This window comes from Sinorhizobium fredii NGR234, from assembly GCF_000018545.1.
Taxonomy (GTDB): domain Bacteria; phylum Pseudomonadota; class Alphaproteobacteria; order Rhizobiales; family Rhizobiaceae; genus Sinorhizobium; species Sinorhizobium fredii_A.
On record NC_012587.1, the window covers coordinates 363,634 to 384,349 of the forward strand.

Below are 20,716 nucleotides of genomic sequence, written 5' to 3' on the forward strand. Positions count from 1 at the left end.
TCCTTTCTGCTCGCGAGCGGAAGCGCTTCGCGGACGGCATGCCGCGCATGCGAGCGCAGGCCGCGGAACTGGGTTAGGCCACTCCAGCGAGATCGCCCTCCGGCGAACGCCGCGCTTATAAAAATCTTAATCGTTCAAAACGAATATGGCGAAGACGAGAGTCCGTCAGGACCTCGCCGCGTGAAGCGGTGCGGTCCCGCAATGATTGCCGACGGATTGGCGGCGTGCGCCGCATGACTTCCGAAAAACATCAGCCTGTTTGCGCATCGGGTGGCGCCTAAGCGTTCTGTCGGACGCTTGGCGCCATGGGGAGGCCAAACGCGCGCTGCGAGCCAAGGTGTTTTCCATGCTCATTGACAGGATTCTTGCCCGCTTCAAGATCCAGACGAAGGTTCTGTTCTTCATCCTGCCGTTCGTCGTCAGCATCACGGCGGTCGGCATTACCGGCCTCTATGCCTCGGGCCTGCTGCAGGGCCGCATGGAGATCTCCAACAGCGTGCTGCAGACGCTGAGCGGCTTCAAGGATGTCTATGCGGGGATGAATCAGTTCCTGCACGAGACCACCGAGGAGAGCCGCAACGCGGTTCTGGACACGATCGCCGCGCAGGAACAGGTCCTGGCTGACACGGCCGCGCAGGTCGCAGGCGCAAGCGGCGAAACGGAACTGGACGCCGCGATCGTGGCCACCAACGACATCGAGGCGCGTATCGACGGACTCTGGACGCTGCACGAAGGGGAACAGAAGCTGCGCGCGGCGACGAAGGCCAATCTCGAGAAGTTGGCCGCGGAGCAGGTGAAGATCAGTGATGAGACGAACCGGCTGCAATACGCCGTCCGCAAGGACGAGAACGCGGCGAAGACGATGCTGCGCAATGCCGAAAAGCTCATGCGTGCCAGCCGTTTCTACACGGAATTCGCCACGGAAGTCAGCAAGGCCATCACTGTCGAGGAAAAGGTGAAGGTCGCGCAGGAGCTCTTCCCGCGGATCAGCCGCACGCAGCGCGACATCTTCACCCTCCTGCCCAAGGGCGAAAAGTCCCTGGCCGAGACGGTCAATTCGGCCGCGGGGGGGATCGGCGCGCTGATCAAGGCGCCGGCAGCCCCGGAAACCCTTGGCGGCCTTGCGAAATTCGTCGATCGATTCCGCAATGCCAGCTTCCGACTGGAGGCTGCCTCGGTCGGAAAGATGCGCGAGGCGACGCAGATCTTCGCCGAGCTCGACAGCAAGATTGCCGCGACGGAGTCCGTTCTGACCGCCACGCGCCGGCTGTCCGTCTCGATCACCGAGATTCAGATCGCCACCGCAGCCTTCCTCGGCAACACGACAGAGGAGAATCGCCAGAAGCTTCTCGACAAGTTCCTGGCCGTCCAGGCCAACCTCACGACCCTGCGTGGTATAGCGAAGGACCTGAGCTTCTTCGACGCAACGGCGGACGTGGTCGTGCCGATCATCGACGCGATGAAGAAGGATGGCGTTTCTCTGGTCGAGATCACCGACAAGCGGACGGCGGAATTCAATGCCGCCGGCGCGTCGATCAACGAGATCTGGAACGACCTCACCGGATTTGCCGAGCAGCAGAAGGTCGCCGCCGGCACGGAGCGCGAGGAAGCCAACCAGATCTCCGTCGCCGCCACGGTGGCCGGCGTGGTGATCGCGCTGCTCGCCGGCATCGCGCTGACGCTGACGCTGAAACGGCCGATCGGACAGATCACCGCGGCCATGCGTCGCCTCGCCGACGGCATGCTCGACACGGCGATCGATGGCGATGCGCGGCGCGACGAGATCGGCGACATGGCGCGCGCCTTGGGCGTCTTCAAGGAGAATGCCCTTTCGAAGGTGCGCATCGAGGCCGAGAGTGCCGAAGAGCGCGCCCGTTCCGAAGCCGAGCGCAACCGCAACGACGCGGACAAGCGCGAGCTCGACCGGCAGATCGATGTCGCCGTCAGCGAACTGGCGGCCGGGCTCGGGAGGCTTGCCCAGGGCGATCTCTCCCAGCAGATCGAGGTGCCTTTCCACGGGCGCCTGGAGCAGTTGCGGCAGGACTTCAACGGCTCGCTCATCCGCCTGCAGGACACGCTGGCGCAGATCCGCGGCAATGCCCAGGCGATTCAGCAGGGCGGGGCCAACATGCATCAATCCGCCGATGCGCTGTCGCGGCGAACTGAGGCGCAGGCCGCTTCGCTCGAACAGACTGCAGCCGCCGTCGACCAGATCACCGCGACGGTGCGCTCCTCGGCGGAGCGCGCCCACGAGGCGAACCAGTCGGTTTCCGAAACCAAGCGAAGCGCCGACAGCTCGGCGACCGTGGTCGCCAATGCCATCGCCGCCATGGGCCGCATCGAGGATGCCTCGCGCCAGATCGAACAGATCATCGAGGTCATCGACGACATCGCCTTCCAGACCAACCTGCTGGCCTTGAACGCCGGCATCGAGGCGGCCCGCGCCGGCGAGGCGGGCAAGGGCTTTGCGGTCGTCGCCCAGGAGGTTCGCGAACTGGCGCAGCGCTCGGCCGAGGCGGCGCGGGAAATCAAGGGGCTCATCAACAAGTCGACCGACGAGGTCAGCTCCGGTTCGCTGCTCGTCAAGGAAACCGGCGCCGTGCTCGCCTCGATCAGCGCGCAGATCGTCACCGTCAGCCAGCATGTCGACATGATCGCCACCGCAAGCCGCGACCAGGCGACTGCGCTGCATGAGGTCAACGGCTCCGTCAACCAGATGGACCAGATGACCCAGCAGAACGCCTCGATGGTCGAGGAAGCGACGGCCACCAGCCGCGCCCTGGCAACCCAGGCCGATACGCTGATGATGCTGGTCGAGCAGTTCCGCCTGGAACCGGAGAACGGTGCCGGTCAGGTTTACCGCGCCGCGTAACGGATTCTCCCTCCGCCATAGGATACTGTAGCTGCACGCCGCGCATCCTCGATGCGCGGCGTTGCCGTTTGATCCGAGCGGGGGCGGAATTTAAGGCGCCATGTACGGTACGCCATCGCAATCGTCGCATCTCTCGACCGGTCGAGACTTGCGGAAGAGCGCGGCAAGCAGCTGTTCCGCGACGGTTTCCGTTCGGTCTCTCGATCGGGGCTCGAATTGTTCGTCCCGACGGCGGTTTCTCGAGGCCATGTCGAACAGCACGGCCATTGCCATCATATCCATGGTGATGCTCCTTCTCTCTTGGGCATCCCCTCTTTTATGCATCTGAAACCGTTTTACATACAGTCGATTTCCTCATACATTTTTCAGCCATGAAAAACATGGATTGGGACGTCTATCGCTGTTTCATGACCGTGGCGCGCGGCGGCGGGCTGACCGGGGCGGCGCAGGCGACGGGGTTGAGCCCCGCCACGATCGGCCGGCGGATGCTGGAGCTGGAGGAGCGCACCGGGCGCGTCCTCTTCGTCCGCAGCCAGACCGGCTATGCGCTGACGGCCGAGGGCCGTTTCCTGTTCGAGCAGTTGCAGGAGATGGAGGCGGCGGCCCGCAAGGTCGAAAGCTGGCAGAAGGAAGGCGAGGGCGCGACGATCATCCGCATTGCGGCGGGCACCTGGGGCGCGTGGCTGATCGCGGAAAACTTCCCGGCGATCTGCACCGAACGCGACTTGTTCGGCATTTCGCTGTCGATCGGCGAGGCGCGGGCAAACCTCGCCTATCGGGAGAGCGACATCGGCATTCGCGCCTTCGAACCGGAGGAGACCTATCTCGCCTCCCGGCCGGTCGGCGAGGTCGCCTATGCCGCCTATCGCCAGAAGAATACACCCGGCGGATCGGATCGCTGGGTCGCCGTCGCCGAAGAGGATGCCCTGTCGGCCTATCTGCGCTGGCCGCACGAAAACGCATCCGGGCGGATCGTGGCAACCGTCAGCCGTCCCCGGTCCTTGCTCGACCTGGCGCGTGCCGGGGCGGGCACGGCGGTGCTGCCCTGTTTCGTCGGCGATCTCGATCCTCAACTGGAAAGGGCCGGCGAGGAGATCGGGGCGCTCCGGCATCGCCAATGGATCGTCATGAACAATGAGGACCGCCACCGGCGCGATATTCGCACCGTCGTCGACCGGATGACACGGTTGCTGCGCAGCCACGCTGACTTGTTTGCCGGCAAGCGGCCGCGGCGGAACGTTGCTTGACCGGAAATGTGCATCGGCCGGCTTTCGGCCGGCCGATGCGTACCCGCGATCCAGTCGCTCAGCGCGGACGGGGTCCCCTCTCGCAGACCCGAACACGGAGGGCTTGCATCCCCCGGTGCCGGACCTCGCGCCAGAGCGCAGCGCAGAGCATAAGCGCGGCCGCCGTCGACGCGAGCGCCGCCATCAGGACCGTCCCTGGGTGACGATGACCGGGATCAACAGGTCGCCCCAGTTGCCGCCGCCGCCGTGATGGCGTGCCGAGCGCACCAGTTCGACCGAGACGCCGGCCTCGACCGCCTTCATGACCGACTGGTTGAGACGATGCAGGTCGTTGGCAACCATGCGGATCGCCGCCTGCTGGTCCGGGGTCATGGCCGACGATTGTTCCTCGGCCCGTTCCTTGACGCGTGTCTGTACTGTCATGGGAGTGCTCCTTCAAAGGTTAGAGCCGGTCGCGGGGAAACCATTTTCCTGGATCGCTTGCGGTTCGAGATTTCGGTGCTTCCGGGGCGCGCAACGGGCAGGGATGTCGCGCGCCCCCGGCCTTGCATTCATTCTGTGGCCGGGCCGAACTGATCGTGCGCGGTCGCTTCTCTCATTGCTGTCGTCGACGACTGGTCCCCGGTGGAGCCGGCGGGCACGGCGAGTTTGTAAAAATCAGTCATAGATCTCTCCTCGTCGAAACGGTAAGCGCCTCGGCTTCCGCCTTGGCCAGCACTGGCTCGTAAATCCATATGACAGTTTTTACATTGCGCTGCATAAACAAGCCACATTTATTCCAGCTTCGCCGGGTTAAAAGGGGTTAGTTTGTCTTGTGTTTGACAGGGCGAGGCAGTAAAGATGTAAATCTTGTCAAACGCGCTCCGGCGACAAATCTGTAAAGGGAGTGACAAGTGGCCGAGAACAAGATCTTCGCCGGACCGCGCGTCAGACGAATCCGCAACGGCCTTCAGCTGACGCAGACGGCCATGGCGGAGGCGCTCGGCATCTCGCCGTCCTACCTGAACCTCATCGAGCGCAACCAGCGACCATTGACGGTGCAGCTCCTTCTCAAGCTCGCCTCGGTCTACAAGGTCGATCTCGAAGAATTGCAGGGCGAGGCGGGCGGCAGTCTTGCTGAGTTGCGCGAGGTCTTTGCCGATCCGCTGCTCGCCGGCGAGCTGCCGGGGGATCAGGAGCTGATCGAGGTCACCGAAGCGGCTCCGAATGTTTCGGGCGGCGTCGTCAAGCTCTATCGTGCCTATCGCGAGCAGGCGTCGCGCCTGAAGGATCTGGCGGAGTTGCTTGCCGGGCAGGGGCATATGGCGAGCCTTGCCGACACGCGGCTGCCGATCGACGAGGTCCGCGAGACCTTCGAGGCGCGGCCGAACCATTTCGCCCGCATCGAAGAGGCCATGGAAGCGTTCCATGCGAGCCTGTCGCCTGGGGACGACCTGCCAGCAGCGTTGAAGGCCTGGCTGAAGAGGGAGCACGGCCTTGTCGTACGGACGCTGCCGGTTCACGTCATGCCGAATCTCCGCCGCCGTTTCGACCGCCACTCGATGCGCCTCTTCATTTCGGAGCGGCTGTCACCCTTCGACCAGACGCTCGAAATCGCCATGGAGGTCGCGTCGATTGCCTGTCACGAGCCGATCATGGCGGAGCTCGACCAGTTCCCCTTCTCGGCCGCGGAGGCGCGCCGCATCGGCCGTTTCCAGCTGGCGCGTTATGCCGCCCATGCGCTGATGATGCCCTATGCGGCCTTCCATGCCGCAGCCCAGCGGTCGAAATACGATATCGACCTCATGAGGGCACGCTTTCAGGTATCGTTCGAACAGGCAGCCAATCGACTGACGTCGTTGCAGCGGCCCGGCGCCGCCGGCATTCCGTTCTTCCTGATGGAAATCGACAATGCCGGCCATCGCCTGCGCCGCGCCGGGGCGCAGGGGTTCCCGCATGCCCGCTTCGGCGGCGCCTGCCCGAAGCTCAACATCCATGCGGCCTTTGCCGTGCCGGGGCAGATCCTTGTCGATCGGGTGGAAATGCCGGACGGCGGTGAGTTCCTGACCGTCGCCCGGACGGTCGAGGGACCCCAGGCGAGCTTCCAGGAGCGGGTCAGGCGCACCGCGCTGCTGATCGGTTGCGATGCCGGCTTCGCGCAGGAGACGGTCTATGGGGCGGCGCGCCTGCCCCCGATTGCCGTCGGACCGGTCTGCCGCCTCTGCGAGCGGCAGGGCTGTCTGGCGCGCGCCGAGCCGCCGGTCACCCGACCGCTCGGCCTCGACGAGATGGCGACGGGCTTGAGCGTATTCGACTTTCAATAACCCCGTGCTCAAGCAGGTTTTTGATGCCGTGCAAACCGCCCGTGCCGGCTTGCTGCGACCGCGAGATGGAGACGGCGCGGCCGTTCGCCGCTGGGTGGCGGACCGGCGCATAAGCCCCGGATTTTGCTTGTGCTTGTGAAAATGCAATCGACCGGGGGATGGCAGATTTGCCCGGTGCGAAAGCGCTTGAGGTTACGGAGAAACATGCCTAACTTGCGGCATGCAACGAACAACAGACAGGGCGCGACCGCAGCGCAAACATGCGGCGTGTTTCGAGCCATAAACAAGGGGAGTTGTATGTCCAAATTCATCGTCGCAACCTTGGCGGCCGCAATGCTGGCGGGATCGGCCACGCTCGCTTCCGCACAGGAGCGGGTCGTCAACGTCTATAATTGGTCGGATTACATCGATGAAAGCATTCTCGAGGAGTTCACCAAGGAGACCGGCATCAAGGTCGTCTATGACGTCTTCGACTCAAACGAAATCCTCGAAACCAAACTGCTTGCCGGCGGCTCCGGCTACGATGTCGTGGTGCCGACCGCATATTTCCTGCAGCGCCAGATCGCCGCAGGCGTATTCCAGAAGCTCGACAAATCGAAACTGCCGAACCTCTCCAACATGTGGGATCTTATCCTGGAGCGTACGGCCAAGTACGATCCGGGCAACGAATATGCCGTCGACTATATGTGGGGCACCACCGGCATCGGCTACAATGTCGACAAGATGAAGGAAATCCTCGGCACAGACGCGAAGCCCAACTGGGATGTCATCTTCAATCCCGAGATCGCGGCGAAGTTCAAGGATTGCGGCATCCATCTGCTCGATTCGCCGACCGACATCATACCTTCAGCGCTGGCCTATCTTGGCCTCAACCCGGATAGTCACGATCCGGCGGACCTCGAAAAGGCAGCCGACGTGCTCTTGAAGGTCCGGCCCTATATCCGCAAGTTCCACTCTTCGGAATACATCAATGCCCTGGCAAACGGCGACATCTGCCTGGCCGTCGGATTTTCCGGCGATATCTTCCAGGCGCGCGACCGCGCCGCCGAGGCGAAGGCCGGCGTGACCGTCGACTATTCGATCCCCGCGCAAGGGGCGCAGATGTGGTTCGACATGCTGGCGATGCCGGCCGACGCGCCGCATGTCGCCGAGGCGCATGAATTCATCAACTTCATGATGAAGCCGGAGGTCATCGCCAAGGCGTCGAACTACGTGTTCTACGCCAATGGCAACAAGGCCTCGCAACAATTCCTCGACAGGGAAGTGCTCGAAGATACGGCCATCTATCCGACGGACGACGTGATGCAGAAACTCTTCACTGTCACGCCGTTCGAACCCAAGGAGCAGAGGGTGCTGACAAGGCTGTGGACGAAGATCGTCACCGGTCAGTAAGAGCGAAGAACGAATTGCCCGGACCTCTGCTCCGGGCAATTTCTTGAGAGCGGGTTGCAGAAACGGTTTCAATTCGCAGCGGATGGGCGCCGACGCCGCGTCCATCGAGTGTGGCATTCGGGGTTGAATGATGAAGTCTCTCGGTAGTATCCGGCGTTCTTTCGCACCATGGGCGGACCCCGCCTCCAAGCCCTTCATTTCCGTCAAGAACGTCACAAAGAAGTTCGGCGACTTCATCGCCGTCGACGATCTTTCGCTGAACATCTACACGCGCGAGTTCTTCGCGCTGCTCGGCGCTTCCGGTTGCGGCAAGTCGACCCTGTTGCGCATGCTCGCCGGCTTCGAGCAGCCGACCTCCGGCGAAATCATCCTCGATGGCCAGAACCTCGCCGGCATCCCGCCCTATCGGCGGCCCGTCAACATGATGTTCCAGTCCTACGCGCTGTTCCCGCACATGACGGTCGAGAACAACATCGCTTTCGGACTGAAGCAGGACGGCATGCCGAAGCCCGAGATCGCCGAGCGGGTGGCGCAGATGCTGAAGCTCGTCAAGCTCGAGAAATTCGCCCAGCGCAAGCCGCATCAGCTGTCCGGCGGCCAGCGGCAGCGGGTGGCGCTCGCCCGATCGCTGGCCAAGCGGCCCAAGGTGCTGCTGCTCGACGAGCCGCTCGGCGCGCTCGACAAGAAGCTGCGCGAGGAAACCCAGTTCGAACTGATGGATCTGCAGCAGGACCTCGGCCTCACCTTCGTCATCGTCACCCATGACCAGGAAGAGGCGATGACCATGGCCGACCGCATTGCCGTCATGAGTCACGGCAAGGTCGTCCAGGTGGCGACGCCGGCCGAAATCTACGAGGCGCCGAATTCGCGTTTCGTTGCCGACTTCATCGGCGACGTGAACCTGTTCGATGGAACGGTGACCGCGGCGGAAGGGGCCTTAGTCCGGATCGAGACGACCGGTGGCATTCCGCTCCGCATGGCGTCGGTGGAGAATCTCGCGAGCGGTGCAAAGGCTGCCGTCGCCATTCGTCCGGAGAAGATCAGGATCAGCCGCCAGCCACCTGCCCACGCACCGATCAATACGGCCGAGGGCGAGATCTGGGATATCGGCTATCTCGGCGACATGACCGTCTTCCATGTCCGCCTCAAGGACGGCAAGGTCGTCAAGGCGTCGTCGCTCAATGCCGTGCGCGCCGTCGAGGATCCGCTTGGTTACGACCAGCAGATCTGGATCTCGTTCGGCGAAGATGCGGGCGTGGTGTTGAAGGATTGAAGCCATGGCGAAACTTGCCTCAGCCCTCGTCAGCCGGCTGGTGATCATCGTCCCCTATGCGTGGCTCCTGTTTTTCTTCCTCATCCCCTTCTTCATCGTGTTCCGCATCTCGCTTTCGCAGACTGCGGTTGCCATGCCGCCCTATACGCCGGTCTTCGATCTGGCCGGGGGGCTGGCCGGCCTTCTGGAGAAGGCCCGCGAATTCTCCGTCGACAACTATGTGTGGCTGACCGACGACGCACTCTATTTCAATGCCTATGTGTCGAGCCTGGTCATCGCCGCCATCTCGACCTTCCTGACGCTGCTGATCGGCTTCCCGGTCGCCTATGGCATGGCCAAGGCGCCGCGCTCGATCCGGCCGACGCTGCTAATGCTGGTGATCCTGCCCTTCTGGACGAGCTTCCTGATCCGCGTCTATGCCTGGATCGCCATCCTGAAGCCGGAAGGGCTGCTCAATCAGTTCCTGATAACGATCGGCATCATCGATCAGCCGCTGATCATCCTCAACACCAACACGGCGATCTATATCGGCATCGTCTATTCCTATCTTCCCTTCATGGTGCTGCCGATCTACTCGGCGCTGGAGAAGATGGACAACGCGCTGATCGAGGCGGCGCAGGACCTCGGCTGCACGCCGACCAGCGCCTTCTGGCGCGTCACCTTCCCGTTGTCGCTGCCCGGAGTCATTGCCGGCTGCCTGCTCGTCTTCATTCCGGCCGTCGGCGAATTCGTCATTCCCGACCTGCTCGGCGGATCGGAGACACTGATGATCGGCAAGACGCTCTGGAACGAGTTCAATGCCAACCGCGACTGGCCGGTGTCTTCGGCGGTGGCGATCATCCTGCTTATGATCCTGGTCATCCCGATCGTCTATTTCCAGAACGTTCAGGGCAAGGCCGACAGCGAGGGCAAGTAAGACATGGAAAAATGGTCCCGCTTCAACGTCGCCTCCGTCGTGCTCGGCTTCGGCTTTCTCTACCTGCCCATCGTGCTGCTGGTGATCTTCTCTTTCAACGAGTCGAAACTCGTCACCGTCTGGGCCGGTTTTTCGACCAAGTGGTACAGCCAGCTTTGGCACAACCAGGGCCTCCTCGATGCCGCCTGGGTGACCATTCGCGTCGGGCTGCTGTCAGCCACCTGCGCGACCGTTCTCGGCACATTGGCGGCAATCGCGCTGGTGCGCTATTCGCGCTTTCGCGGACGCGTACTTTTCTCCGGCATGGTCTACGCGCCGCTGGTCATGCCGGAGGTGATCACCGGCCTGTCGCTGTTGCTGCTGTTCGTGGCGATCGGGCTCGATCGCGGTTTCTGGACGATCACGCTCGCCCACATCACCTTCACCATGTGCTTCGTGGCGGTCGTCGTGCAGTCGCGCCTGTTGAGCTTCGACCAGTCCATCGAGGAGGCGGCGCTCGATCTCGGCGCGACCCCGGTCCGGACCTTCTTCGCCATCACCCTGCCGGTGATCGCGCCGGCGGTTTTCTCAGGGTGGGTCCTGGCTTTCACGCTGTCGCTCGACGACCTCGTCATCTCGAGTTTCACCACTGGGCCGGGTGCGACGACGCTGCCGATGAAGATCTACAGCCAGGTGCGCCTCGGCGTGACGCCGGAGATCAATGCGATCTGCACCATCCTGATCGGCGTGGTCGCACTGGGCGTCGTCGTCGCATCGATCGTCACCAAGCGGCGGGAAGTTCAGCGTGAAAGGGACGAGCGCGCCGCCATCGCGGCAATCGGCTAGAGCCTTTCCTGGTTAAATTGAAGCATTCTGCCGGAGCAGGTTTTCGTCAGGGCAGATGCGATTGTCGAAGGTCGTACCCGAAGGTACGGCCGAGGCGATCGCCTCTGAGCATGGCGGAAAGATGCCCGGCCCTTCGGGTTGGCTGAAGCGGGCGGCCTCTTTGCTCGGCTGGCTTGGCCGTATGCTTTGGCTACGCCGCGCGCCAGCCGAGCAAACATTCCACTCCGCTTGAGCCAACAGAATGGTTCAATTTAACCAGGAAAGGCTCTAAGGCGCTATTTCGGAGCGACGAGCACGGAGAGCGGCGAGATGACCGCATTCGGCCACGAGCCGCCAACAAAGAAGAGAACCGGTTGGTTACCGGTGGGTGCCTCGGTTTTGAGCGTCCCGGCAAGTGCCAGGCTGCCGTTGCGATACGGGATGACGCCGGCAACCGATAACTGGCCGGAAGGGCCGACGAAGTCGGCGCGGTCGAGTCGCGCCGTGCCGTTGGCAAAGCTTGCCTTTACGGTCGCGGACTGGAAGTCGAAGCTCGCCTCGTTCGCTTGCGACAGCGAAAAGAACTCGCCCTTGCGAACGAGATCGGCAAAGGCGGGGGCATCGAAGCCGGCGATGCTGCCATTCGCCAGCGAAAAGCTGAGATTGCCCGAAAAGTCTCCAGAACCGGCTGCCCAGACGGCGCGCTCGGTTCCGATGTCGATGTTGAGAATTCCGCGGCCGGCCGGAATCGGGCCGGCGAGGCCGAAGCTGGCGAGCACCGCGGCGAAATTGGCGTCCTTGAGGCGCGCCTGCAGCCGGCCGCCGTGTTCGAGCCCTTGATCCGAGAGCACGACGCGGCCGCTCAGGCTGCCATTGGCGTAATTGCTGTCGCCGATGTCGAGCGACGCGCGCTTCCCATCGATCAACACCCCTGCGGCCACCTCCGTGAGGTGCAAGGGACCGGCGAGGACCTCCTGAGAGGAAAGCCGAATGTCCGTGTGCCATGCGCCGACAAAGGTCTCCGCCAGACGCCACAAACGGTCGTCCCTGCCGAACGGCGTGAGCGCCGCGACAGGAACGCCGTTGAGGTCGATGCGATCGAAGGCAAGCGTTCCCTCGACGCTCGGCGCCTTGCCGTCCTGCAAGGCGATATCCAGCACGCCGGTGGCGCTGGCGCCGCCCATCGTGAACGCCAGATCGTCCAGCTTGAGCGTCTTTTCGCCCGTCGTCACTCTGGTGTCGATGCTAAGCCCGCCGGAAGGCAGCGTCTCAGTCGACGTGCCCTGGTACCACTGAACGAGCGTTGCGAGCGAGGTCGCGGACATCTGCAGGTGACCCGACGCGAAGGGTACGGATGAAAGATTGCCGACACCCTCGAAAGAGAAGGTCACGGGCGCCGATGTGATCGAGGTCTTGAGGGAGGCGTTCCGTCTCGCGAAAAGAGCGAGTGGCTCCTCGCAGACGATCGCCCAGGCAATCTCCTCGTCGCGCAGCCGCGCCGACAGTTGCGCGCTCAATCGCTCGGCGAAGGAGGGCCATTTGATCGTGCCGGAAATTCCGGCAATGTCGACGTCGTTGCCGCCGGCCGTGCGGTCGAGCACGCGCAGCCGGCCATTGACGATGGCGATATCTCCGAAGGCGGTTTCGCGACCCGAAGCGGGAGCCTCGGGCGGTGCGAGCCAATGCGGCGTTTGCCAATTGGTCGTGCCGTCCGCCCGGCGCTCGATCGTGATGACGGGATCGACAAGGCTGATGTCCTCGAGCGTTGGATCGCCGAGAAGGGCCGAAAGCGGGCTGAACGATGCGGTAATGCGGCCAATTTCGGCAAGCGGCCGGGGATCGGGGCCGGTCGATTCGATCGTCGCCGAAGGCAAGGTTAACAGCAGCTTCGGCCAGAATCGGACCTCCGGTTCACCATTGATCCTGCTCTTGCCCCCCGACCAACTGTCGAGCGTCCGCTCCATCGTGGCGCGCACGCCGGTTGTCGAAACGAGCAGGGGCAGCGCGGCATTGTAGCCCATGGCAAGAAGGACCCCGACTGCGGCAGACCAGACGAAGTGGCGGCGCCGCAGACGCAGCCTCAGGATGCGCGATATTTTCCGGATAGGTCTGGTCATTTCGGTCGGGTCGGCATCGCCTCGGTGAAACCGTTTGGATAGGCCCTGAGGAGGGCAAATGCAACTGACATGGAAATGTCGCCCACGCGGCTGCGGCGCTGCCATGCACGCTGTTTATCTTGCGTTGCAGCATGGTATAGAACAGAGCCAGACGAGTGGAGGAACGCATGCAAACAGATCGACCTTTGTGGGTTCCGGATGCCGAGACGCTCGCGCAGAGCCCGATGGCTGAGTTCATCGCCTGGTGCGAGCAGCGCTTCGGCCGCAGGTTTCCCGACTATGATGCCTTTCACAAATGGTCCGTGACCGAGCGCGGCGATTTCTGGACCGCGGTGTGGGAGCATTGCGGCGTCATCGGCGAGCGCGGAAGCCAAGCGCTGATCAACGGCGAGCGGATGCTGGAAGCCCGCTTCTTCCCGGAGGCCAAGCTCAACTTTGCCGAAAATCTGCTGCGCGGGAGTGGTGGCGATGCCGCACTGATCTTCCGCGGTGAGGACAAGGTCCGTTATCGGCTCTCCTGGGACGAGTTGCGCAGCCTCGTGTCGCGCCTGCAGCAGGCGCTGAAGGCGCGAGGGATCGGCGTCGGCGACCGTGTCGCGGCAATGATGCCGAACCTGCCGGAGACGATCGCGCTGATGCTCGCAACCGCCTCGCTCGGCGCCATCTGGTCCTCCTGTTCCCCGGACTTCGGCGAGCAGGGCGTTCTCGACCGCTTCGGCCAAATCGGCCCGAAGCTCTTCGTCGTTTGCGATGGCTACTGGTACAACGGAAAGCGCCAGGACGTCGACGCGAAGGTGCGCGCCGTTGCGAAGACGCTCGGCGTGCCGACCCTCGTCGTCCCCTATGCGGGCGACAGCGCCGGACTCGCGGCCGCAATCGATGGCGGCGTGACGCTTCCCGATTTCATCGCCGGGTTCGAAGCCAGGCCGCTTGAATTCGAGCGCTTGCCCTTCGGCCATCCGCTTTACATCCTGTTTTCCTCCGGCACGACAGGCGTGCCGAAATGCATCGTGCATTCGGCCGGCGGAACGCTTCTCCAGCACCTCAAGGAACACCGGTTCCACTGCGGCCTGAAGGAAGGCGAGAGGCTCTTCTACTTCACCACCTGCGGCTGGATGATGTGGAACTGGCTGGCTTCCGGCCTGGCGGTGGGCGCGACCCTGTGCCTCTTTGACGGCTCGCCCTTCTACCCGGACGGCAACGTCCTTTTCGACTTCGCGGCCGAGGAACGCTTCGCCGTCTTCGGCACTTCGGCAAAATATATCGATGCGGTGCGCAAGGGCGATCTTACGCCGGCGACGACGCACGATCTTTCAGCCCTCCGGCTCCTCACCTCGACCGGTTCGCCGCTGTCGCCGGAAGGCTTTTCCTTCGTCTATGAGGGGATCAAGTCGGACGTCCAGCTCGCCTCGATCTCCGGCGGCACGGACATCGTCTCCTGTTTCGTGCTCGGCAACCCGCTGAAGCCGGTCTGGCGCGGCGAAATCCAGGGACCGGGGCTCGGTCTTGCCGTCGACGTCTGGAATGATGAGGGCAGGCCGGTGCGCGGCGAGAAGGGCGAGCTCGTCTGCACCAAGGCGTTTCCATCGATGCCGGTGATGTTCTGGAACGATCCCGAGGGCGCCAAGTATCGCGCCGCCTATTTCGAACGCTTCGATAACGTCTGGTGCCACGGCGACTTTGCCGAATGGACGCCGCATGACGGCATCGTCATCCACGGCCGCTCCGACGCGACGCTCAATCCGGGCGGCGTGCGCATCGGCACGGCGGAAATCTACAATCAGGTCGAGCAGATGCCGGAGGTCGCCGAGGCCCTCTGCATCGGCCAGGATTGGCAGGAAGACGTTCGCGTGATCCTGTTCGTGCGCCTGGTGCCGGGCGTTGTGCTGACGGAGGAGCTCTCACAGGCGATCAAGACGCGGATCCGCACCGGCGCCTCGCCGCGGCACGTGCCGGCGAAGATCATCCCGGTCGCCGACATTCCGCGCACCAAATCCGGCAAGATCGTCGAGCTTGCGGTGCGCGACGTGGTGCACGGACGTCCGGTCAAGAACAAGGAGGCACTGGCAAATCCCGAGGCGCTCGATCTCTTTGCAGGACTGGATGCGCTGAAGAGCTGAGGAGCGTCGGTCCGTTAACCTGTGCGCCCCTGCGGAATTAACCAAGCAAGCCGAGTTGCCGCTCATTCCCTAAAATTGTCGGGTCTGGCGGTAAGGTCTTGTTTACGTTTGCCGGGGCATGGTCGAGCCAACTGGAGGCCGGTCCATCAAGGCGCCGGTGCCGCAGCAGCGATGCTGCCACAGACATGACGTCCCGAGTTCTCGAGCATTTGTTGGATAGCATGACTTCAGAGGCGGCCGCGAGCCGCCTCTTTTTTGTCTCCGTGCCTATGAGCGGCTTTCCAGCGAGCGCGACACCAGAATGACCGGGATCATGCCTGCGACGACGATGATCATCGCGGCGACCGAGGCATCCTCGACCTTCGCGCGCGACGCATCCTCGTAGACGAGCGTGGCGAGCGTATTGAAGTTGAACGGCCGCAGCATGATGGTTGCGGAAAGCTCCTTCATCGTTTCGATGAAGACGAGCAGCGCCGACGTCAGCACGGCCGGACGCATCATCGGCAGAAGCACCGAGCGCAAGGTCTGGGCGCTGGTGCGGCCCAGCGCCCGTGCGGCCATGTCGAGATGCGGCGAGAGCTTGTGGAAACCGGCCTCCAGCGTCCCCTCGGCCATGGTGAGAAACCGCACCGCGCAGGCATAGACGATCGCAAAGCCCGTGCCGCTGAGGACGAGGCCCGTGGAAATGCCGAAGACGTCGCGCATCCGCGCATCCAAGGCATTGTCGAGCGCTGCGAGCGGAAAGAGCACGCCGATCGCCAGTACCGTGCCCGGCACACCGTAGCCAAACGAGGCGAGCCGTCCGGCGACTTCCGTGATCGGCGAGCGGCCGGTGCGGGCCGCATAGGCCAGAACGAAGCCCAGGAACACGGCGGCGAGGGCCGTCAGGCTGGAAACCAGGACGCTGTGCAGCAATGCGTCGATGAGGCGCGGCGCCAGGAAATGGTCGAGGCGTTTCAGCGCATAGTTGCCGAGGACCAGGAAAGGAACCGCGAATCCCGAGAGAACGGGCAGGAGGCATGCGAGCGTTGCCGCCCATTTCTTCCAGCCGGAAAGCTCGAGGCGCGCCGCATCGTGGACCGCGGCCGTCGTCTTCTGGCTGGAAAAGCGCTGGCTGCGCCGCGCGGCGCGCTCGACCATCATCAACGCGACGATGAAGACCAGCATGATGCAGGCGATCTGCGCCGCGCCGGCAAGGCTGCCGCGGTTGAGCCAGGTGTCGAAGATGGAGAAGGTCAAGGTCTGGACGCCCAGAAACTCGACCGCGCCTATGTCGTTCATCGTCTCCATCGCGACAAGCGTCAGGCCGATCATGATAGCCGGTCTTGCCATCGGGATCTGGATTTTCATGAAGACCTTGAGCGGCCCGGCGCCCAGCGTGCGCGCCACATCCGCGGCCGCACGGCCCTGCATGAGAAACATCGAGCGGCAGGCAAGATAGATGTAGGGATAGAGGACCGAGCTCATCACCAGCACCGCGCCGCCGAGCGACCGCACGTCCGGAAACCAGTAGTCCCGGCTCGTCTGAAAGCCGAAGAGCGCCCGGATCAGCCCCTGGACGGGCCCGGTGAAGGTCAGGAGCTCGCCGAAGGCATAGGCCGCGAGATAGGCGGGTATGGCGAGCGGCAGCACGAGCGCGGCGGAGAGAAGGCGGCGCAGCGGAAATTCGCAAGTCGCGACCAGCCACGCCGTCAAGATGCCGACGACGGCGGTCGCCGCGCCCGTCAGCCCCATGAGCATCAGCGTCCTCATGGTGGCACGGGGGATCACGTTCTCGATGAGGTGCGGCCAGTCCGCGCCGCCGCCGGTGACCGCAAGCCAGGCGATGGCGACGATCGGCATCAGCACGATTGCCGAGGCGAGGCCGGACCAGCTCGCAAGCAGCCGATGTGTCAGACCGGAGCCCGGCTTGGCGTAGTGTCGCTTGAGGCTTTTGGCGGTGGAGTGCAAACGATCCGTTCCGGGGCAAGGTGCTGCTGGCGGGTGCCAAACTGGCTCCCGAAGGTCAACATTTCCTTACAGCATCGGCCCTCAGTTCGCCAAGACGCGTTGCGACGGGAAGGATATTTCAACCAGCGTTCCCTCGTTCGGCGCGGAGCTGATGCCGAACTGGGCGCGGTTCGCCTCGGCCATCGCCTTCGTCAGCGGCAGGCCGAGGCCGGTGCCCTCGCCGCGCTTGCGCCCGCCGGTCGTCACCTGGCGGAACGGTTTCATCGCCTGATCGAGCTCGTTGCGCGTCATGCCGATTCCCGTGTCGCGGATCCTCAGGATGACGCTGCCGTTCGTCTCGTAGGACGTCGACACGACGATCTGCCCGCCGGAAGGCGTGAAGCGGATGGCGTTCGCCAGGATGTTGAGCGCGATCTGCTTGATCGACCGGCCGTCGGCCACGACCTCCGGCACCGAGCCGGACAGCGAGGTGCGGATGATGACGCGTTGGCTGTTGGCCTGAGGCTGCACCAGCGAGACCGCTTCGGAAACCGCCTCGTTGAGGTCGACGGCACTGAAATCGAGCTCCATCTCGCCCGCCTCGATCTTCGAGATGTCGAGCAGGTCGTTGACGATGTCGAGCACGTGCCGACCCGACCGGCCGATGTCGCCGGCATATTCGATGTAGCGCGGGTTGCCGATCGGCCCGAAATGCTCGCTCGCCATCATGTCGGAAAAGCCGATGATGGCGTTGAGCGGCGTGCGGATCTCGTGGCTCACCCGTGCGAGGAACTCGGTCTTGTGGGCGTTCGCGGTCTCGGCGGAGCGCTTGGCGTTGCGCAGTTCCTCCTCGGTCCGCTTCCACTGGGTGATGTCGCGGATGACGGCGCAATAGCCGTTAGAGGAGGAGAGCCGCCCGATGGTCATGAACAGCGGAAGGAAGCCGCCGCCCGCCTCGCGGCCGATCGCTTCCCGGCCGTCGTTGAGCACGCTTGCCACACCATGTCCGGAAAGGCCTTGAAGGTAGTCGATCACCGCCTTCTGGCTCTCATGGGCGAAGAGGGCGGCAAACGGCTTTCCGCGCATCTCGTCTTCGTCATAGTTGAAGAGCGCGCTTGCCGAGCCGTTCATCGTGCGGATGTCGCCGTCCTGTCCGAGGACCACCACGCCGTCGGTGGCCGTTTCGAGGATCGAACGCAACTCGTCGATTTCCATCCGCAACCGCGCTTCGCCTCCCGCCGAGGCGTCCGCACCGGCCGAAGGCATATCGGCGGCGCGCGCGGCTGCCGGAGCCAAGGCGAGCATCAGTGCGCTTCTCCCCTCCCACTGGATCGAATGCAGATGGGCGCTGACCGGTGCAAGCGGACCATTGGCGCGCACCAGCGTCATCGTCCCGTCCGGCTCATGCTCTCCGGATTCGGCACCATAGGCGAAGAGCGCTTCCAGCCCTCCCGCCTGCTGGAAGGCCTCGAGCTTCCGGTAGCCGGTCAGCCGCAGAAATTCCGGATTGGCGTGCAGCAACTCGTCGCCGTGATGAATAAGGAGGGCGACGGGCAGTCGATCGAGGATTTCGCTGCTCATGCCGACGCCGCCGCGCGGGGCAGGGGGCGCCTCGTCGCCGGCCCCGGGCATCGTCTCCTCCTGCCGGGCGGCAGTAGCGTCTTCCGACGACAGGCTTTCCATATCGCCGGCAGCTTCGGCTTGGGACGCCGCGTCAACCGGGCGCTTCCCGTCCTCGTCCGCGGCAGCCGGCGGTGTCGTCTCGCTGAACTGGGCGCCGAGCTGCCGCGCGATCTCGCGGAAGGCCGCCTGTTCGCCGCGGGTCAGCGTTCCGGATGACCCCGGCCGGTGCTCGTCGAGATCGATCACCTTGTCGGAAGGCGGCCGCGCCGGTATGTCGACGATGCGAAGGGCGGGCCGCTCGCCGGCAAAGGGGTCCTCCGCCGAAGGCGGTTCGGCCTCGCTCCGCGGGGTATCGGTTCCGTCGGAGGCCAGCGATGCCGGTTCGCGAGGCGCGTCGTCGGACGGTGCTTCGGCGGGCATGCCTTCGTTTCGGGGCGTGTCGATGTGGCCAAGCGATAGCCCGCTCGCCTTTTCGTCCTCGACCGCGTCGGCGATCCTCACGATGCCGAAGCCGCGAAAGCCGTCGAATTCGCGCGAACGGGAATAGGTCGGTAGCGCTGCGAGATCGACCGGCACCTTGAGGCTCGTTCCCTCGATCGGCCACAGGATGGTCTTGCCGGACCAGGTGTCGCGTCGATGCAGAAGCGCGTTGACCTTGTTGTCGGGATCGAGGTCGTAGCGAGCCGCAAGCTCGGAGAAGGTCAGGCCGACCACGTCGGCCGATTTCGGGCCGACGGCGGCCGCAAATTCCTCGGAGATTTCGCTGAAACACCCCTCCGCGTCGATTTTCCACACGAAGCGGACAGCCCGGCTACCCGGCGTGAAGGTGAAGCCCGACGCCGCGGCCGCGGCACTGTCGGCATCTGATGTTGCCACTTCAGGCGCGGGCTCGGCGGCCTCGGCGCTCGGCGCCAAATCTGCCGCTTCGTCGCCGGACCGGAGAGCCAATTCGCCGTGTTCTTCACCAAGGCTCGGCGCATCGGTCGGCTCATCGGTCGCGGCTGGATCTGTCGTCGCCTCGGCTTCGGATGTATCTTCTCGCAGCGGCGTTTCGGCAGGCTCGTCCAGCGTGGTCGGCGAAGGCAGCCCGGTCCCGACTTCCGCTGCTGCTGCTGCGATCGCGTCTGGCTCATCCTTCGCGGCCGCTTCTTCGGCATCCGGCGTGTCGAGCGTGGTTTCCACGGCGAAGAGGAGATGCAGGGCCGGGTGATCGGAAATCTTGCCGATGGCGGCGGGCAACTGCCCCTTCTCGGTCGCGACCAGGCGTTTGATCAGCCGGTCCTTTTCGCGCGCCACCGCCGAGACGAGCGTCCGCCGGATGTCGCCCGACAAACCCAAATGCTCGAATCCGGGCGATCGGGCGACGATCTCGCCATCGTCGTCGAGGACGGCCATGTGGGTGTCCGGTCCGTCCAACCCGGCGATCATTGCGGCGGCGCGTTCTTCCGCCGAAAGCGCCTTGCCGTTGTGCGGAGCGGTGAAGAGAACGGCCTCCTCGCCAGGCCGGATGCGGATCATCTCCACGGTCGCGTTGAGCGGCAGCCTGCGAAAGCCGGCCGCTATGCGGATCAACAATTGGCGACGGTCGCCGACGGCGGCAAGCTGCTCTGCGGCAGCACGCAACTGGCGCAGGGAGAGATCGGTGGCGCTCAGGGCGCCGTCGATGAAATCGTAGACCGATGCGACGCCGAACAGTCTGGCGCCTTGATCGTTTGCCCACAGGACGCGCGCCAGATCTTTCGAAAAGAGAACCGCGGCATCCCCCCGGGCAAAGTGCTCCCGCACCCGTGCATGCACGGCAATGTCGATGAAAGGATACTGTCTCGCGGGCATGGGCAGGCCTATTGACGGGTCTCTGGTGCCAGGCGTGGACGCAAGAAACGTCGCCGCAGCACGTTGAATTCCTTCATGCTTGGTCCTTCGATCGGCTCCGATCCAAGGAACACGCGATATCGCGTTAACGTTCCATTAATACCCGGCGGCCCTGCGAGGGTCCAGCGACGGCTCCCTTTCCGCCCTGCCTTTCGCAGCGCAAGGTTAATGGAATTTGTGCGCTGCACAATTTTGTTGCAACGCACAACGATATCGACTATAAGACCGTCATCACCCACCGAGGCGCC

General features: G+C 63.9%; 13 protein-coding genes. 8 read left to right on the forward strand and 5 right to left on the reverse strand.

The genetic code is table 11. From position 1 onward, the window contains the following. Positions 1–346: 346 nt before the first annotated feature. Entirely contained in the window at positions 347–2,872 is a 2,526-nt protein-coding gene (locus NGR_RS12980; protein ID WP_012706906.1) for a methyl-accepting chemotaxis protein, read from the forward strand. A 90-nt stretch (positions 2,873–2,962) separates the two neighbouring features. Here the strand turns inward: NGR_RS12980 and NGR_RS12985 are convergent, their stop codons facing one another. Continuing rightward, on the reverse strand, positions 2,963–3,154 hold the full coding sequence (locus tag NGR_RS12985) for a hypothetical protein (protein ID WP_164924173.1): 192 nt from the start codon (positions 3,152–3,154) through the stop codon (positions 2,963–2,965). 89 nt (positions 3,155–3,243) lie between these two features. Between NGR_RS12985 and NGR_RS12990 the strand changes: the two genes are divergently transcribed. Next, a complete protein-coding gene (locus tag NGR_RS12990) occupies positions 3,244–4,119 on the forward strand; it encodes a LysR family transcriptional regulator (RefSeq protein WP_012706907.1) in 876 nt (291 codons plus the stop codon). Positions 4,120–4,302: 183 nt separating this feature from the next. On the opposite strand, the gene NGR_RS12995 is transcribed toward NGR_RS12990, so the two are convergent. Next, positions 4,303–4,542, reverse strand: a complete 240-nt coding sequence (locus NGR_RS12995) for an SMc00767 family acetate metabolism repressor (protein ID WP_012706908.1) — start codon at positions 4,540–4,542, stop codon at positions 4,303–4,305. Positions 4,543–5,012: 470 nt separating this feature from the next. Here NGR_RS12995 and NGR_RS13000 point away from each other — a divergent pair, with 470 nt between their 5' ends. The 5 genes from NGR_RS13000 (at position 5,013) to NGR_RS13020 (ending at position 10,828) form a co-directional block, all read left to right on the forward strand. Next, positions 5,013–6,422, forward strand: coding sequence for a helix-turn-helix domain-containing protein (locus NGR_RS13000; RefSeq protein WP_012706910.1), 1,410 nt, complete (start codon positions 5,013–5,015; stop codon positions 6,420–6,422). A 297-nt stretch (positions 6,423–6,719) separates the two neighbouring features. Next, complete coding sequence (locus NGR_RS13005) at positions 6,720–7,814, forward strand: polyamine ABC transporter substrate-binding protein (RefSeq protein WP_012706911.1); 1,095 nt, start codon at positions 6,720–6,722, stop codon at positions 7,812–7,814. A 130-nt stretch (positions 7,815–7,944) separates the two neighbouring features. Then, complete coding sequence (locus NGR_RS13010; protein WP_164924582.1) at positions 7,945–9,087, forward strand: ABC transporter ATP-binding protein; 1,143 nt, start codon at positions 7,945–7,947, stop codon at positions 9,085–9,087. A 4-nt stretch (positions 9,088–9,091) separates the two neighbouring features. Then, positions 9,092–10,003, forward strand: a complete 912-nt coding sequence (locus tag NGR_RS13015; protein WP_012706913.1) for an ABC transporter permease subunit — start codon at positions 9,092–9,094, stop codon at positions 10,001–10,003. 3 nt (positions 10,004–10,006) lie between these two features. After that, entirely contained in the window at positions 10,007–10,828 is an 822-nt protein-coding gene (locus tag NGR_RS13020) for an ABC transporter permease subunit (protein ID WP_012706914.1), read from the forward strand. A gap of 275 nt (positions 10,829–11,103) precedes the next feature. On the opposite strand, the gene NGR_RS13030 is transcribed toward NGR_RS13020, so the two are convergent. Next, positions 11,104–12,924, reverse strand: coding sequence for an AsmA family protein (locus NGR_RS13030; RefSeq protein ID WP_165447144.1), 1,821 nt, complete (start codon positions 12,922–12,924; stop codon positions 11,104–11,106). Positions 12,925–13,091: 167 nt separating this feature from the next. On the opposite strand from NGR_RS13030, the gene NGR_RS13035 reads away from it, so the two are divergent. Then, complete coding sequence (locus NGR_RS13035; protein WP_012706916.1) at positions 13,092–15,044, forward strand: acetoacetate--CoA ligase; 1,953 nt, start codon at positions 13,092–13,094, stop codon at positions 15,042–15,044. A gap of 267 nt (positions 15,045–15,311) precedes the next feature. Here the strand turns inward: NGR_RS13035 and NGR_RS13040 are convergent, their stop codons facing one another. Both NGR_RS13040 and NGR_RS13045 read right to left on the reverse strand, forming a co-directional pair. Further along, positions 15,312–16,994 (reverse strand): ABC transporter permease, encoded by a 1,683-nt coding sequence (locus NGR_RS13040; protein ID WP_012706917.1) that lies wholly within the window; start codon positions 16,992–16,994, stop codon positions 15,312–15,314. Positions 16,995–17,075: 81 nt separating this feature from the next. After that, the gene (locus NGR_RS13045; RefSeq protein WP_012706918.1) at positions 17,076–20,429 is read right to left on the reverse strand and encodes an ATP-binding protein; all 3,354 of its coding nucleotides are present in this window, start codon (positions 20,427–20,429) and stop codon (positions 17,076–17,078) included. Between the last annotated feature and the right edge of the window lie 287 nt (positions 20,430–20,716).

Excerpts from the sequence above, each read along its gene's own strand:
- NGR_RS12995 (WP_012706908.1), bottom strand. The coding sequence starts at position 4,542 with ATGACAGTACAGACACGCGTCAAGGAACGGGCCGAGGAACAATCGTCG.
- NGR_RS13035 (WP_012706916.1), top strand. The coding sequence starts at position 13,092 with ATGCAAACAGATCGACCTTTGTGGGTTCCGGATGCCGAGACGCTCGCG.
- NGR_RS13015 (WP_012706913.1), top strand. The coding sequence starts at position 9,092 with ATGGCGAAACTTGCCTCAGCCCTCGTCAGCCGGCTGGTGATCATCGTC.
- NGR_RS13010 (WP_164924582.1), top strand. The coding sequence starts at position 7,945 with ATGAAGTCTCTCGGTAGTATCCGGCGTTCTTTCGCACCATGGGCGGAC.
- NGR_RS13045 (WP_012706918.1), bottom strand. The coding sequence starts at position 20,429 with ATGCCCGCGAGACAGTATCCTTTCATCGACATTGCCGTGCATGCACGG.
- NGR_RS12990 (WP_012706907.1), top strand. The coding sequence starts at position 3,244 with ATGAAAAACATGGATTGGGACGTCTATCGCTGTTTCATGACCGTGGCG.
- NGR_RS13020 (WP_012706914.1), top strand. The coding sequence starts at position 10,007 with ATGGAAAAATGGTCCCGCTTCAACGTCGCCTCCGTCGTGCTCGGCTTC.
- NGR_RS13005 (WP_012706911.1), top strand. The coding sequence starts at position 6,720 with ATGTCCAAATTCATCGTCGCAACCTTGGCGGCCGCAATGCTGGCGGGA.
- NGR_RS12985 (WP_164924173.1), bottom strand. The coding sequence starts at position 3,154 with ATGGATATGATGGCAATGGCCGTGCTGTTCGACATGGCCTCGAGAAAC.
- NGR_RS12980 (WP_012706906.1), top strand. The coding sequence starts at position 347 with ATGCTCATTGACAGGATTCTTGCCCGCTTCAAGATCCAGACGAAGGTT.
- NGR_RS13030 (WP_165447144.1), bottom strand. The coding sequence starts at position 12,924 with ATGACCAGACCTATCCGGAAAATATCGCGCATCCTGAGGCTGCGTCTG.